Consider the following 14,833-nt stretch of genomic DNA (forward strand, 5'->3'; position numbering starts at 1 on the left):
CGCAACACGCCGCTTGCGCGCCGCGCGCTTCCCCCTCACTCCTGTGGAGAGCCCCGATCATGGCGTCCAGGCCGTTGCACGCACGCTTGACCCGTGCCGTGCGCAATGCGTTCGCGGCGCAGTTCCGCTGGCTCGGCCGCCATCCGTTCGTGCCGGGCTGCGTGGGCACGCTCGTCGGCATCGCGATCGTCGCGCTGGCGTTCACGGGCTTCGCGCAACAACGCGAACAGGCGCTGACGAACGCACGGCAGACTTCCGGCATGCTGGTCTCGCTGGTGGCCTCGCACCTCGAAAGCAATTTCGGTGTCTACGACCTGATCCTCACAGACGCGCTCGAATCGATCCGCGACCCGCGCACGGCCACGCTGCCGCGCGACCTGCGCCGCAAGCTCATTTTCGGCAAGGTGGCGAGCTCGACTTATCTCGACGGCGCCCTCTATGTCGATGCGCACGGCCAGATCGTCGAGTCCGCGGACGGCCGCGACTACCCGAACATCAATCTCGCGGACCGCGATTATTTCCGCGCGCAGCAGCGCAGCCGCTCGGTGGGCATGTACATCTCCGATCCATTCCGCTCGCGCGTGAACGAAGGCCAATACGCGATCGGGCTCTCGCGCCGCGTGAACGACTACGACGGCGCGTTCGGCGGCGTCGTGCTGCTCACGCTGCGCCTCGCGTATTTCCAGCAGTTGTTCGACCGTATCGATGCGGGCCGCCACGGCGCCGTCTTCATCATGCTCGACGACGGCACGCTGCTCGCCCGCAAACCGTACTCCGATTACGACGTGGGCACGAATCTCGCCTCGCAGCAGCAGGTCGCGCCGATGCTCAAATCGAGCGAGGGCACGTTCATCGCGCGCGACGACGAGGACGGCACGACGCGCATCTACACCTGGCGACGCGTTCCGCACAGTTCGCTGATCGTGGCGGTTGCGCCCGCGCTCGACGACACGCTCGCGGCGTGGCACCATCGCGTCGCGCTCAACGGGCCGATGTCGCTCGTCTTCGGCGTGGTGGTCGCGCTCTCCTCGTGGCTGCTCGCGTTCGGACTGCGCGCGCGGCTGCGCGCCGAATCCGAGCTGCAACGGCTTTCGGTCACCGACGCCCTCACCGGCCTCGCGAACCGCCGCGCGCTCGATCTGCGTCTCGTGAACGAGTGGAACCGCGCCCGCCGCGCCGAGGAGCCGCTCTCGATCCTCTTCATCGACATCGACCGCTTCAAGCTCTTCAACGACTTCTACGGCCACGCGGTGGGCGACGAGGTGCTCGCCGCCGTGGCGCACGCGATCGAGGCCACCGTGCATCGCGCGACGGACATGGCGGCGCGCTACGGCGGCGAGGAGTTCGCGGTGGTTCTCTCGAACACGCCGCCCGATGGCGCGTTGACCATTGCGGAGCAGATCCGCGCGAACGTGCAGCGCCTCGGCATCGCGCACGGGCACAGCGAGCACGGCTCGGTGACGGTCAGCGTGGGCGGCGCGACCTGCACGCCGCGCGAAAGCACGGGCGCGCATGCGCTCTTGCGCGCCGCGGACGAGGCGCTCTACGCGGCGAAGCAGGCCGGCCGCAACCAGGTCAAGGCAACGGCCTTCGACGGCCCGCCGCCCGACCCGCGCAACGCGCTCGTCGAAAGCGAGCCGCCGGCGCGACCGCCTGAGGCTAGTTCGACGACGGCACCGGATCGTCGTTGAGCGTCTTCAGGAACGCGATGATGTCGCGGATCTCATCGTCGGTCATCGCGGGCTTGTCGCCGAACTTGCGATCGAACGGCGCGTCCGTAATGTCCACGTTCTTCCAGAGTTGCGGCGGGATATCGTCGTATTTCTCGATCTTGCCGTGGGCATCGTGCGGATAGAACTTGCCGGGGTCGGTGTTGCGCTCGTTGTAGAACGCCATCACCTGATCGAGGTTGTGATAGAGGCCGTTGTGGAAGAACACCGTGCGCGTGGCCGAATTGCGCAGCGTGGGCGTGAGAAACATGCCGCAATACTGCGTCTGGTCCTTCATGTCGGTGCGGAACGGCCCGCATACGCCCAGATCGAAAAAGCGCGGGTCGTGGTTCTGCGCGAGCTTGCGGTTGCGCGGCACGCCGAGCGCCTCGTACTGGTAGTCGGTGAACATCGGCGGCAGGCCGTCCTTGCCCGGCTTCGAAAGGTGGCAGCCCGCGCAGTTCGCCTTCTTGTCGTCGTTGAAGAGGCGCAGGCCGCGCAGCTCGGCCCGGCTCAGGCGCGCGTGCCCCTCCAGCCAGCGGTCATACTTGCTGTTGTACGGGTGGAACGACGGGTCCTCCACCTGATAGCGCGAGATCGCGAACATCGCTTCGGCGACGAGCAGCTTGCGGTCGTCGAAGATTCGTGATCCGAACAATTCCGTGAAGTGTTTCGCGTAGGGCGCGTGCTGGAGCTTCCCGGCCACCGCATCGACGCTCGTGTTCGCCATTTCCACCGGATTGAGCAGCGGGCCGTAAGCCTGCTGCTGCAAGGTGTCGGCGCGGCCGTCCCAGAACAGCCCGCCTTGCGGCACCATCTCCACCGAGGTCGACGGACCGCCCGCGGTCTTCTGCGATTTCACCACGTCGGCTGAGGCCGTGGCCTGCTGCGCGACCGTGGGCGCGTCGTCGTTTTCGCCCGCGTCGGGGCCGATGCTGAAATTCGGCTGGCGATACAGATACATGAGCGACGGCGGCGGACGATAGCCCTGCTGCGTCATCGCGAGACCGCCCTGCTGCACGTCGAGCCCGTTGGGCGGCCCGTAGGCATGCTCGGGGCTATGGCACGACGCGCACGACTGCTTGCCCGAAGCCGAAAGCGACGGGTCGAAGAAAAGCTGCTTGCCGAGCTGGGCCATGGCAGAAAGCGGCGCCACGGGCGGACGTTGCAGCACCACGGGATGCGGATTCGCGCCCGTGAGGCTCTCGACGATGGTGCCCACGGATTCGGGCACATCGGCGGGAAAGGCCACGGCGTAGGCACTGAAGCCGAGCGCGGCGATGGCAACGACCGCGGCGGCACGCAGCGCGAGGCGCGCGGGCTTCGCCCTGGTGCGGGCCGCAGTGGAAGCGGGAGAAGGCGGAGAAGAGAGCTCGGACATATTGCCTTGTTCTTGGCGAAGCAAAGAAGCCGCCGACATCAAAACCGGCACAACACCCGGCGCGGGCGCGCATCCTGCGCGGATATCGACGGCGTATTCGAATTCGAATCGCTACTGACGCATGCGATTTACCAGACACCAGGGCGAGCGCATTACAACACCTGAACATGACTGCACGGCGACCATCTGATTTCCTTAAGCTTTCGCTTCATTTCATTTTGGAAAGAAACGTGCACTAATCAGTGCGCGGTCGCGTTGCACTCTTGCGCGCGCGAGCTATAACGAAAGTGCAGCGCGGATGTTCTCTGCGCGCCCGCTCTCACCTTCATCTTGCGCCGCGCCACGCTGCGCCGCCTCCCGAACCGGCGGAGGCGTGATCGATTAGTGAACAGACCCTAACACGTCCGGCAGCCCGGCCTTTTGCGCCGGCATCCGGCCTTCCCCCCGAGCGCGCACGGCGCGTTGAATGGCCGTGCGCGCACCGGGTTGGCTTTGCGTTGTGTTCCGGAAGGAGTGTTGAGATGAAGATCCGATTGGCGTTGATCGCCGGCTGCGTGGCGGCGCTGGCAGCCGGTGCGCCTGCAACGGCACAGTCGAAGGACGAGCCGGTGCCCCAGCAACGCGCGCATCAGACGATGACCGATGACGCGGATGCCTCCGCCCAGGCCGGCACCGACATGTCGTACGGCGGCATGCCCGATACGCACAGCGTCGCGGGCCAACGCACGGGCAAGGCCTGCTGGCCTCGTTCGCAGTGCGATATATTTTTCGGGCAGTAAGCGCTCAGTAAGCGGCCAGGTCGAGCCGCGTGCGTGCGCGGCGCGCCGGCTGCGCTGGCCTGGCTAGCGCGGCGCCGGCCGCGCCGTTGCGCCCCAATTCGCGCGCACGGCGCGCGGGGTGCCTTCGTGCGCCGGCGCGTGAGTCGCGCCTCAGTGCACCGTGGCCTGCAAAAGCTCCGGCACGCGCTGCAAGGGCACAAGCAATTCGGGCTCGATGGCATAGAGCGGCCCGAGCGTTTGCGACACATCGCGATAGTCCACGTGCACGCGCCCTTCGTCGTCCTCCCACACCACGAGCCGCAGCGGCAGTTCGAGCGCCGCGTGCGGATTGGCCACCATGACCGGCGTGCCCGCCTTCGGGTTGCCGAACATGATGAGCCTCGTGGGCCGCAACTCGAGGCCCACGAGCGCCGCCGCCTCGCGCTGATCCACATCGGCAAACACGACGGCGTTCACGCCCTCGAGCGCCGCTTTGAGACGCGCGATCGTCGTATCGAAGTCGTATGCGCTCTTGAACGTCAGAATGGACGAGGGGTGCTGATCGTGCTCGATCATGGCAAGGCTCCTGGGTGGACGAAACGCGTGCCTGCATCCAGGGCCTGCTCACACTCGTGACGGACCCGGGTCCAGCGCGCTATCGCACTTTAGTCCATCAATAAAGCGCCCGCCCTGAAACCGGCGCCGGCGCGCCCGCGCAAAAAGCGCGGGCCGCACGATGGGCGTTCGCGCAGGCTCGTGAGTCGAATGGTGGCGCAGTCGTTGACGTTGCTCAGGTTTTCAAACCTCGCTTCCGCCCGCCGCACCGGCCAGCCTGAGCACACATGCGAGCCCCGTGAAGGCAAAGCCCAGCATGCAGACGCCGCCCCAACCGGCCCACGCCCACATCGCACCCGCCAGCACCGTGCCCAGCGCGCCGCCGATGAAAAACACGCCGACGAACAGCCCATTGAGCCTGCCGCGCGCGGCCGGGTTCATCAGGTTGATTGCTCTACGGCCCAGCGTCTGATCGGTGACCACGCCAGCGTCCAGCGCGGCCGCGCCGGCCACCAGCATCGCCACCGCCAGCAGCGGATGCGCGCGCGCTGAGAATCCTCCCCAGCCGGAGCCCGCGACACCGATTGCGACGAGCGCAACCAGCATCGTCATGTGCCCCGCGAACACGGTCCTGCGGCCCCAGCCGCGATCGCCCGCGCGCCCGGCCAGCGGCGTGACGATTGCGCCCGCCGCGCCGGCCAGCGCGAACAGCGCGATCCCGTTCATGCCGAAGTTGAACGGCGGCAGCACGAGCCGCAAACCGATCGCGGTCCAGAACGCGCTGAATGCGCCCATCACCAGCGCCGCCGAGACGGCGTTGCGTTGCAGCACGCGCTCGTGGCGCAGCAGCGTCCACAGCGAGCCCAGCAGCGTCCCATAGCGCGTCGAGTTCGCCGGCGTGCGGGTCGGCAACTGCAGGTAAAGCACGACCGCGAGCAGCGCATCGATCGCCCCCGCCATGCCGTAGAACGCACGCCAACCGATCGTTCCGGCCACCAGACTCGCGGCGGGACGCGAGAGCAGGATGCCGAGCATCAGGCCGCTCATGACGTTGCCGACCGCGCGTCCGCGATGGCTTTCCGGCGCCATCGACGCGGCCATCGGCACCAGCATCTGAATCACGCTCGATGCGGCACCGGCTGCAAATACGGCGGCAAGAAATACGCCGCGTGAGGCGCTGAACATCGCGATGCCGAGCGCAACGGCACAGCATGCCAGCGTGTGCACGATCAGGCGGCGGTTCTCGAGGAGATCGCAGAGCGGCACCAACAGCACCAGACCGGCCGCGTACCCGAGTTGCGGCAGCATCGCGGCCAGGCCCGCGAACTGCGGCGCAAGATGGAGACTCCGGCTGATCTGGCCGGTCAACGGTTGCGCCGCAAACAGGTTCATCACGATCACGCCGACTGCCGTGGCGAAGAAGATCGTGAGCAGCGGCGTGAGGGTCTGCGCGTGCGGGCTTTCGGCGGCAATCGGTGCGACGGTCTCGGCGCGCGTTTGAGCAGAGGGATTCATCAGCGTGACGCTCCAGGGAAGGGACATCGCCCATCCTGGCCCCTCTTCCAACATGCTACAATTGAAACATGTGCATATCGATTATGCGAGTTTGTTTTGAACACACGGGATCTGCAGGCGTTCGTTGCGGTCATCGAAAGTGGCTCGATGGTGCGCGCCGCCGAGCGCCTTCATCTGACTCAGCCTGGTCTGACGCGGCGCGTGCAGAGCCTCGAAAGCACGCTCGGCGCCGAACTGCTCGATCGCCAGAGCAAGCCGCTCAAGCCGACCGCCACGGGCCATGAGGTCTATGCGCTCGCGCGCACCGTGCTGGGCGCGGTGGACGATCTGCTGTCGGTGGCCTCGACGGACAGCGAGCCGTCCGGCGAACTGAGGATCGGCATGCCGCCGTTTCTGGCCGACATCGCGCTGGAAAAGCCGATTGATCAGTTGCGCAGCGCGTTTGCGCGGCTGACCCTGAGGATCACGGCGGGCTGGTCGCCTGGCCTCTTGCAAAGCGTCGAACGGGCGGCGCTGGACGCGGCAGTCGTCCTGATGCCTTCGAACTTCACGCCGCCCGAGACCGTGCGCGCAATCGCCCTCGCGTTCCAGCCGACCGTGATCGTCGCGCCGCGCTCGCTGGGCCTGCCCGATACGCCCGTGACGCTCGCCGATCTGGCCAGTCATGCGTGGGTGCTCAACCAGAACGGCTGCGGGATGCGCTCGGCGTTGAGCCGCGCGCTGGAAATGGCCGGCTTGCCGTTCAACGTGGCGGTCGAGGCATTTGGTTCGGACCTCCAACTATCGCTGGTGGCGCGCGGTCTCGGCATCGGCGTCGCCACGCCGGACGTGCTGGAGCGTTCCGCGCATCGCGACGCGTTGCAGGTGATCGATGCCGTCGATTTCCGCACCGGCGTCGACGTATGGTTCGTGCACGGCTCGCTGCCGGGCCGGCTGGTGCGGCCCGTCGAACTGCTGCGCCGTTCGTTGACCGAGGTGCTGGCTGCAAGCGGCCTGGCGACGTATGACGACACGCGGGCGGCGAAATAGTCTTGCGCTAATCCACAACGCGCACGCATCGCGCTCGCCCGGCGCTCACAGCATCGGCGTGATCTGCTGGACCTGCTGCGCGAAACGCTCCATGTCCGCGCCGTTCAAGGCCGTGCGGATCGGCAGTTCGACCGTGAGCGGATCCTCCGGCACGTGGTCCACATGCACTTCGTAGTGCAGATGCGGCCCGGTCGCCCAGCCCGTCTTGCCCACATAGCCGATCACCTGGCCCTGGCGCACCGCGCTGCCCACGCGCAGCGTCTTCGCGAAGCGCGACAGGTGCGCGAAGGTCGTGGAAAATTCACCGAAATTCTTGATCTTGATGACGCGGCCATAGCCCGTCTGCCAGCCCGCGAACGTCACCGTGCCCTGCGCGGTCGCGTGCACGGGCGTGCCCACGGGCGCAGCGAAATCGACGCCCTCGTGCGCGGCCCAGCGGTGCGTGACGGGGTCGAACCGGTTTGGCGAGAAGTCCGACGAGACGCGCGTGTAGTCGAGCGGATAACGGAGGAACGATAGCGCGGCCGGCTTGCCGTCGGCGCTGTAGTAGAACGCTTTGCCGTCGAGATTGCGGTAGAGGAACAGGTCGTGCGAATCCTTGCCGGTGGAAACGCGCATCGCGACGGGGGCATCGGACGTTGTGGCCAGTGCGGCAGTTCCCGCAGCGCCAGCCGGCCCGGCAGGCGCGCTGGCCTGCGCGCCGGCTGCGTTCGCCGCGCCGTTGCGGAACACGAGGCGCACCTCGCTGCCGGGCTGCAAATCGCGCCGCAGGTCGAGCCGCCCCGCGAGGGCGCGGGCGAGCTTCGCGGTGGCGGCGGCGTCCACGCCCAACTGGTTCGCCGTGGCCGAAAAGCTCTGTGTGACCTCGGCGGTCTCGACGCGGTAAGCGGGAACAGCGGGCGCGGCGATGGCCGGGGCGGTGTCGTGCGCGGCGCGCTCGGGGAGATCGTCGGAGGCGTGCAGCGAAATCTCGGCGCCGGGTCTGGGCATCTCGTGCGAGAGCCACGCCGTGCAGGCGGTGCTGAGTGCGGCAACGAGCATCGCTCTACCCGCGACTCCCTGTGAGGTCGTCGATACGAATTTGGGCATCTACTGAAACGGATCGGGTACGGCTGGCTGGCAGAAAGCCGCGCGCAACACGCCGCTTTCGTAGAGACACCGGCGCCATTGCAGCGCCGATGGGCGAAAGACCCGAGGCTAAGGAAGATTTCTTAAGCGAATCTTAAAAATGGTCAATAACGTTAATTCCCTCTTTTTGATGCCCCATTCGCGGTAGTTCGACGGGATTGCGCACGATAGCCTGCGGCAACCGGCGGCGCGCCCGGCGGTCGCGATGCCGGACCAATTCACGTCTTCGCTGAAAGCCTCAGCGCGCCTCCCAAACCACCGCCCTGCCCAGCTTCGACCAGTCCTGCGCATCGCGCAGGTAGCGGGCTTCGATCGCGGCGCGGCGAATTTTCAGTGTCGGCGTCAGCATCGCGTTCTCGGCGCTCCAGACATCCTTGACCACGACAACGTACTGCAACTGCTCATGGCGTTCAGCGCAGGCGTTGATCCGCGCGTGCAATGCCGCGAGTTCGTCCGTCAACGCGGCACGGTCACAGGTGCCGTTGGCCAGGGCGTCGCGCACGTCGGCCGCAAGCTGCAACAGCGCGAACGGCATCGCGAGGCCCGCACCGGCCACACAGGCTGCCTCGATGTGACGATGCTCGAGCAGCTTCTGCTCGAGCGGCAGCGGCGCGACGTATTTTCCCTTCGCAGTCTTGAAGATATCCTTGACGCGGCCGGTCAGGGTGAGAAAGCCCTCCGCATCGATGACACCGCAGTCGCCGGTGCGGAAGAACCCGTCCGCGGTCATCTGCGCGGCGGTCATTTCCGGCTGCCCGTAATAACCGAGCATCTGCGCCGGGCTTTTGACTTCGAGTTCGCCATTCCCGGCAATGCGCGCCTCGACGCCGGCCTGGGGCTGGCCAACCGTGCCCGCGCGAGCGTGCCCCAGACGCGTCACGTGCGAAATCGCGGCGTTTTCGCTCATGCCGTAGATATCGAGCAGCTCGAGACCGAGGCTGCGATACCAGCGCATCAGATGTGGCGGCAGCGGCGCGGTGGCGGTAATGGCGATGCGCGCCTGATCGAGTCCGAGCTCGCCCAGAATCTTGCGCTTGACCCTGTGCCCCACGTACGGCAGCGCGAACAGGACGCGCTGCTTCGAAAGCGGCAGCTTCTCGCAGACGCCGAGATAGAACTTGTTCCACAGGCGCGGCACCGACAAGAAGATCGTCGGCCGCGCGCGCTTCAGATCGCGCGCGAACGTCGCCAGCGAATCGGCGAAGAACACGCGGTAGCCAAACGCGAGCGACGCGGTCTCCACCGCGATGCGCTCCCCCATGTGGGCCAGCGGCAAATACGAGAACCCGCGCTCGTCCGGTGTGGTCGCCCACCAGCCCGCCCGATCCATGATCAGGAATGCCGCCGCCATGCTGCCATGAGAGTGCATCACGCCCTTCGGCTCGCCGGTCGAGCCCGATGTGTAGACGATCGTGCACAAGGCGTCTCGTTGCGGCCGATGCACGGCGGCGAGCGGCGCATGTCGCGCGAGCACGTCGTCCCACTGTGCAATGTCCTTGCGCGGCGATTGCGGCAAGCCGAGCATCGGCAAGCCGGGCGGCAGTTGCGCAGCGATGTTCGGCCAGTTGTCGCTCACGCCGTCGAGCTTGCCGAGCACCAGCAATGCAGCGCCGCTATGCGCGAGCGCGTAGCGGACCGATTGGGCGCTGAACGACGGATAGAGCGGGACGCTGACCATGCCGGCGAGCATGATCGCGAGATCCGCGATGATCCAGTGCGCGCTATTCTTGCCGAGCAGCGCGATACGGCTGCCCTCCGGCAAACCCAGCGAGAGGAAATACGCCGCGCCCCGGCGCGCCTGCTCCCCGACCTCACCCCATGTGTAGTCGACGACCAATCCATCGGGCCGGGGTTGCGTGAGATAGACATGATCGCGCCGCCGGGATTCCCACTCGAAAAAGCGGTCCAGGAGCGTTGCGTCGTCTGCAATCGTCATGGTGAGCCGGCTCCTTCACGGGTCTCTCGCAGTGTGTTCCCGCCTGGATCGGACCAGCAGGCATGCGCGTGCGTTGCACCGCTGCGAAACAGCGTGAACTAGGGTGTCGGTCTGACGTTCTGATTCAGCCGGAAGAAGTTGTCCGGGTCATAGCGCTGCTTGACTTCCACCAGCCTCGAATAGTTTTCGCCGAACGCCGCGCGCACCCGATCCTCGCCTTCATCGCCCAGGTTGTTCGCGTAGACGCCGCCCGTCGAGAACGGTCTCAGCGCGCTCCACGCTTCACGAGCCCAGCGGATATTGAGGTCGTCTTCCGTGGCTTCGTCCCAGATCGAGAGCGGAAAAGCGTCGAAGAGCGCCTCGCGATTCGCATAAGCGGTGGCCGGCTTCGGCACGCGTGCGATGGCGCCGCCAACCTGTTGCAGGATGAACATGGAAGCGCGCGAGGGCGCGCTTTCGTAGACACGAAGCAAAGCGTCGATTGCGCCGTTGCTCAGTTCGCTCAGAAACTGGGCCTTCCAGTAGTAGCGGCGCCCGCGCAGAAAGACGGCATCGCTGGCCGATTGCAGTTGCAGATAAGGGACCGGCTCGAGCGGCCGTGCTTCTGGCGCCCCATACGCCATCAGCGGCGCGACAACCCGCTCGCCCTCCTCCATCGCGCCCACATAGCAAACGGAGACGTTAAAAAAGCGCTCTCCCGATGGTGCCGTGGCGAGCGCGGCATCGAGGCTCAGTTCATCGGGCGCACTGTGCGCAAACGCTGCGTAAAACCGCATCGCGTCCCGCGCATCGCCATAGCGGTACATCAGCGAGCCGGCAAGAAGATTCGTGCCTATGGGATGCAGCACGTATTCGAACGCGGTCACGATGCCAAAGTTGCCGCCACCGCCGCGCACGGCCCAGAAAAGATCCACGTTGTCGGTCGCGCTCGCGCGGCGACACTCACCATCGGCGGTCACCATCTCCACCGCCACCAGGTTGTCACAGGCCAGGCCATATTTGCGGCCGAGCTTGCCGAACCCGCCGCCGAGCGTCAGTCCGGCCATGCCTGTGTCGCTGTTGACGCCCATCGTCGTCGCGAGGCCGTGAGCCTGAGTCGCCTCGTCGAACTCATGCAGCGTGAGGCCAGCTTCCGCGCGCGCGATGCGGCGCACGGGGTCCACGTCGATCTGCTTCATCCGGGACAGGTCGATCACCACGCCCGCGTCGCAGACCGAAAGACCCGCCAGGTTGTGCCCACCGCTGCGCACGGCCACCGCGTGATGACCCTCTCTGGCGAAATTGACGGCCTCGACCACGTCGCTGGAGCAGATGCAATAGACGATCAGCGCGGGGCGCCGGTCGATGGCGCCGTTCCATACCTTGCGCGCTTGCTCGTAGCCGGCATCACCGGGCACGACAATCTGACCACGGAGATTTTGCCGAAGCCCATCGAAGCCCTCCAGCACGGGTTGCGCCACGCCCGCTCCGCTACCCGCGCTTGCTCGATCAGTCGCCATCGGACTCACTCCTGTTGCTCAGCGTGAACCAGCAGGATGAACAGATGCTCACGGCCAGGCACTCTTCACCACGGCAGCGTTCAGTAGTCCTACAATCGTTGCCCGGCGCTCTAAAGCTCAATGGGCTGCCAGGACTCGACGGAAGAATGGACGCGTTGATTGTTATGACGAAAAAAGCGCCTTTTCCGGCTGCCCGCTGGCTCACCACCGTAAATATAGTAAAGCAACAGAAAGTTGATTGTAGGGTTTTCCCGGTTTGCGGGCGACCGCCTACCATCGGCGCCGCACCGGGTCCTGATAGCGCACGGGAATGAAACGCGCGCATTCGCCCTTATGCGGCGACGGCGCCCTGCCCCGCGAGTATCGCGATACCACGCTCACGGCTCGTACTGGGACACCCTGTTCCGGCCGCTGATTTTCGCCTGATACAGTGCCTCGTCGGCGGCCTTGATCGCGGCACTCAGGTCGTCACCGGTCTCAGGGACGCGGCTGACCACACCGATACTCGCCGTCACCCGCCCGTATTCGCTACCCGCGTGCTCGATCTCGCACCCGGCGATCGCGCTGCGGATCCGTTCCGCAATTTCCGCCGCCCCCGACGCCGGTGTCTCGGGAAGCACGACCACGAACTCCTCCCCGCCGTAGCGCGCTGCCGTATCGGCGGGCCGGCGAATGCTTGCGCTGATGCAGCGCGCCACCACCGCGAGCGCATCGTCGCCGGCCTGATGACCATAGGTATCGTTGTAGGCCTTGAACCGGTCGATATCGAGAAACAGCAGCGACATCACACTGCGATTGCGCCGCGCGCGGCGCCATTCCTGTTCGAGTATTTCACCGAGACTGCGCCGGTTGTTCAGGCCGGTCAGCCCGTCGGTGCGCGCGAGCAGCTGCAGTTCCGATTCCGCCCGCATGCGGCGCCGCAACTGGACACCCAACAGCATCGACAAGGCGACAAAGGCCGAACCGAACGCGAGCATCAGCGAACCAATGAACAGCGTGCGCCGGCGCCACGCGGCGTAGATGTCCTGGTCGGCCGCCGCCACCATGATGATGAGCGGATAGCGCGGGAAATTGGAGAACCAGTAAAGCCGGCGCGTGCCGTCAATAGACGCGGTCTCGCTGAAGCTGCCCTCCGGCGCGGACAGGAAGTGCCGGTAGGTGCTGGCCCCCTTGATGCTGCGCCCGACGATCCGGAGATCGTAGGGTTGCCGCATGATCATGATCCCGTTGTGGCCGATCAGCGACATCGAGCCGTGCGGGCCGAGCGAGAGGCCGGCGAACAGCTTGTGGAAGTACTCGAGATTGACGGACAGCAGCACAATCCCGGCGAACGAACCGTCCGGATGGGAGAGCCGTCGTGTCAGGGCAATGCTGGGCTCGCCGCCACGCAGACGCGACTGGTACGGGTCGCTGATGTAGAGGCCCACGTCAGGATGGTCGCGCTGGACGATGAAGTAAGGCCGGTCGGCGAAGTTGCCCGCGCGTGGGGTATCGCTCCCGGAGTCGATGACGATATTGCCCGCGGCGTCCAGCACCAGCATCGAGCCGAGGTATCGGGCACTGGCCGCCCGGTCGAACAGCACCTGCCTGCGCAGATGGGGCGGCAGCGCCATGACCTCAGGCTGTTGCAGTCCGTCGACCACCGCCTGTAGCGACAGCTCATACAACTCGAAATTGCGCTCGATATCGCGCTGGGCGATCAAGGAGATGTCACGCAAGGTATCCCGCGTGTGACTCAGTGCGTCGAGCCGCCCCTGATAGAGGACGAGCCCGCACAGGCCGACCATGACGATTGCAATCAACGCGCAGGAACCGACAACCAGCGAGGATGTCGAGGCGATTCGCCGGATGCGGTTGACGAAAAAAGCGGACCGGTTCTTTTGCGTTCTTGTCATCTTCAGGCCACATCCGACTCCGTTTCCTGTTCCGGCGACACCGCTCAGCCAGAGCGGCCCGCCGGGCTGGAGGGCTTTCCTGTGTTCAGACGTTCACCACCGAACAGAATGATTTCCGGGCAGTCTCCATAGTGACCCAGTGCCGTGACAGCATGCATTGCGCGGACACCAAAATCAATCGGGGACGGCAATGAACGGCTCATGGTTTCGCGCGAACAGGGCGGCAGCCCAATCGGCCTCCACCGCTTCGGCCCATCAGATCGCCTCCATCGTCGCCACATTGGGCCTTAGCGCCATCATGCGCAGCGAATATCAGCCCTGCAGCTTGAGCGCCGATATGACGGCAACGCTTGCCGGCTATCTGTACGGCTTTTCCGCGGCCATCTGCACCGCATGGGCGATCGCCGATCAGGGGGTGGCCATGGACGCTGGCTGCCTCGCCATTGCCCTGATTTATCCGCGCATTGCCGGCACGCAATGGGCGAATCCTGAAAGCGATTCCGCAGCCTTTCATCGAGGTGCGGATGCCGGCCGCGCAGACGGGGAACAGTATGTCACCAGTGGGGTTAACGGGTCATTGCTGCCCGCCATGCTTGCGACCGGCTAAGGCTGTGTTGCGGTAACGCGTTGTACCATGACGCGCAGAACGACGCGAGACTGAAAGCCCGATGAAAACGTGCACCCCTGGCGTGCGCCCCTAAAGTTCGTCGCGACGTGGCCGACAACCTGGGTAGAGTCGTCAATTCAGGCGGCATCCCTTGCCAACTCGCCGGCTGATCGTTATAGTTTTCATAACAATGAACCTGAGAGAAATCGCCGGAATGGAGCGCGTTGCCCAGCGCCATGGGTTAGATACAGCGCGTCAACCGATTGATCGTGCTGCCGACCCATGGCTCGCGCGCTATCCGTTCTTTCAAGATGCGTTGCGCCACGGCGAGGCAACCTTTCGCACGCTGCCTGACTACGTCAGGACGGTAGCGCTCAAACGCGTCACGATCGATTTAGCCGAGCGGGCTATCGCGTCCAGGACTCTGGACGATGTCCGTGTGTCATTTATCGAGCTTTCAACGAACGCGGTGAACGAGGTCGTTCAGCGTTATCTTGGCGGACAAGACTCTGGAGGCGAGGCCACAGACGACCGCCCCGCTGCATCGCGTCAAACCCCACTCCCGCCAGTTCCCAATCTGAATTACCCTCTTGTTGCAAGGCCGCCCTGCTTGCTTCGCCCGGACAGCAACGCGTTCCTCGACGGGTGGATGCGGTTCTTCTCGTACGCCTCGCGCGGCGATCCGACGATCCCGTTACTCGCCGTCAACTGGCGGGACTTTCATGATCGGCTGGGGACGCTTCGCGATTCCATGAGCGGGCCGCACAAGTACGCACATCGAAATTTCGGCGAACCGCCACAGGCCTGACCGATACGGCGTA

At 65.5% G+C, this 14,833-nt stretch carries 12 protein-coding genes; 5 read left to right on the plus strand and 7 right to left on the minus strand.

Annotated features, from left to right (window positions below; translation table 11 throughout):
* Positions 1 to 59: 59 nt before the first annotated feature.
* Positions 60 to 1,691 (plus strand): sensor domain-containing diguanylate cyclase, encoded by a 1,632-nt coding sequence (locus E1956_RS19625; RefSeq protein WP_134752107.1) that lies wholly within the window; start codon positions 60 to 62, stop codon positions 1,689 to 1,691.
* Here E1956_RS19625 and E1956_RS19630 read toward each other — a convergent pair.
* Positions 1,660 to 3,090 (minus strand): cytochrome-c peroxidase, encoded by a 1,431-nt coding sequence (locus tag E1956_RS19630; RefSeq protein ID WP_134752109.1) that lies wholly within the window; start codon positions 3,088 to 3,090, stop codon positions 1,660 to 1,662. The two genes, E1956_RS19625 and E1956_RS19630, sit on opposite strands and share 32 nt — an antisense overlap.
* Positions 3,091 to 3,611: 521 nt before the next feature.
* Between E1956_RS19630 and E1956_RS19635 the strand changes: the two genes are divergently transcribed.
* Positions 3,612 to 3,869: a hypothetical protein gene (locus E1956_RS19635; protein WP_134752111.1), complete on the plus strand. Its 258-nt coding sequence runs from the start codon at positions 3,612 to 3,614 to the stop codon at positions 3,867 to 3,869.
* A gap of 150 nt (positions 3,870 to 4,019) precedes the next feature.
* On the opposite strand, the gene E1956_RS19640 is transcribed toward E1956_RS19635, so the two are convergent.
* Positions 4,020 to 4,424 carry a DUF302 domain-containing protein gene (locus E1956_RS19640; protein ID WP_134752113.1) on the minus strand — a complete coding sequence of 135 codons (405 nt, stop codon included), beginning with the start codon at positions 4,422 to 4,424 and terminating at the stop codon, positions 4,020 to 4,022.
* A gap of 222 nt (positions 4,425 to 4,646) precedes the next feature.
* Positions 4,647 to 5,918 carry an MFS transporter gene (locus E1956_RS19645; protein WP_134754629.1) on the minus strand — a complete coding sequence of 424 codons (1,272 nt, stop codon included), beginning with the start codon at positions 5,916 to 5,918 and terminating at the stop codon, positions 4,647 to 4,649.
* A 96-nt stretch (positions 5,919 to 6,014) separates the two neighbouring features.
* Between E1956_RS19645 and E1956_RS19650 the strand changes: the two genes are divergently transcribed.
* A complete protein-coding gene (locus E1956_RS19650; protein ID WP_134752115.1) occupies positions 6,015 to 6,947 on the plus strand; it encodes a LysR family transcriptional regulator in 933 nt (310 codons plus the stop codon).
* A gap of 45 nt (positions 6,948 to 6,992) precedes the next feature.
* On the opposite strand, the gene E1956_RS19655 is transcribed toward E1956_RS19650, so the two are convergent.
* From E1956_RS19655 to E1956_RS19670, 4 genes are all read right to left on the minus strand, one after another.
* The gene (locus E1956_RS19655) at positions 6,993 to 7,988 is read right to left on the minus strand and encodes a peptidoglycan DD-metalloendopeptidase family protein (RefSeq protein WP_232071738.1); all 996 of its coding nucleotides are present in this window, start codon (positions 7,986 to 7,988) and stop codon (positions 6,993 to 6,995) included.
* A 325-nt stretch (positions 7,989 to 8,313) separates the two neighbouring features.
* Complete coding sequence (locus E1956_RS19660; RefSeq protein WP_134752117.1) at positions 8,314 to 10,011, minus strand: AMP-binding protein; 1,698 nt, start codon at positions 10,009 to 10,011, stop codon at positions 8,314 to 8,316.
* Positions 10,012 to 10,109: 98 nt separating this feature from the next.
* Positions 10,110 to 11,510 carry an FAD-binding oxidoreductase gene (locus E1956_RS19665; protein WP_134752119.1) on the minus strand — a complete coding sequence of 467 codons (1,401 nt, stop codon included), beginning with the start codon at positions 11,508 to 11,510 and terminating at the stop codon, positions 10,110 to 10,112.
* 377 nt (positions 11,511 to 11,887) lie between these two features.
* Positions 11,888 to 13,405, minus strand: coding sequence for a sensor domain-containing diguanylate cyclase (locus E1956_RS19670; protein WP_134752121.1), 1,518 nt, complete (start codon positions 13,403 to 13,405; stop codon positions 11,888 to 11,890).
* 190 nt (positions 13,406 to 13,595) lie between these two features.
* Between E1956_RS19670 and E1956_RS19675 the strand changes: the two genes are divergently transcribed.
* Complete coding sequence (locus E1956_RS19675; protein ID WP_134752123.1) at positions 13,596 to 14,012, plus strand: hypothetical protein; 417 nt, start codon at positions 13,596 to 13,598, stop codon at positions 14,010 to 14,012.
* A 190-nt stretch (positions 14,013 to 14,202) separates the two neighbouring features.
* The gene (locus tag E1956_RS19680) at positions 14,203 to 14,820 is read left to right on the plus strand and encodes a hypothetical protein (RefSeq protein WP_134752125.1); all 618 of its coding nucleotides are present in this window, start codon (positions 14,203 to 14,205) and stop codon (positions 14,818 to 14,820) included.
* Positions 14,821 to 14,833 lie beyond the last annotated feature (13 nt).

It is taken from the genome of Paraburkholderia pallida (assembly GCF_004524855.1).
GTDB lineage: Bacteria > Pseudomonadota > Gammaproteobacteria > Burkholderiales > Burkholderiaceae > Paraburkholderia > Paraburkholderia oxyphila.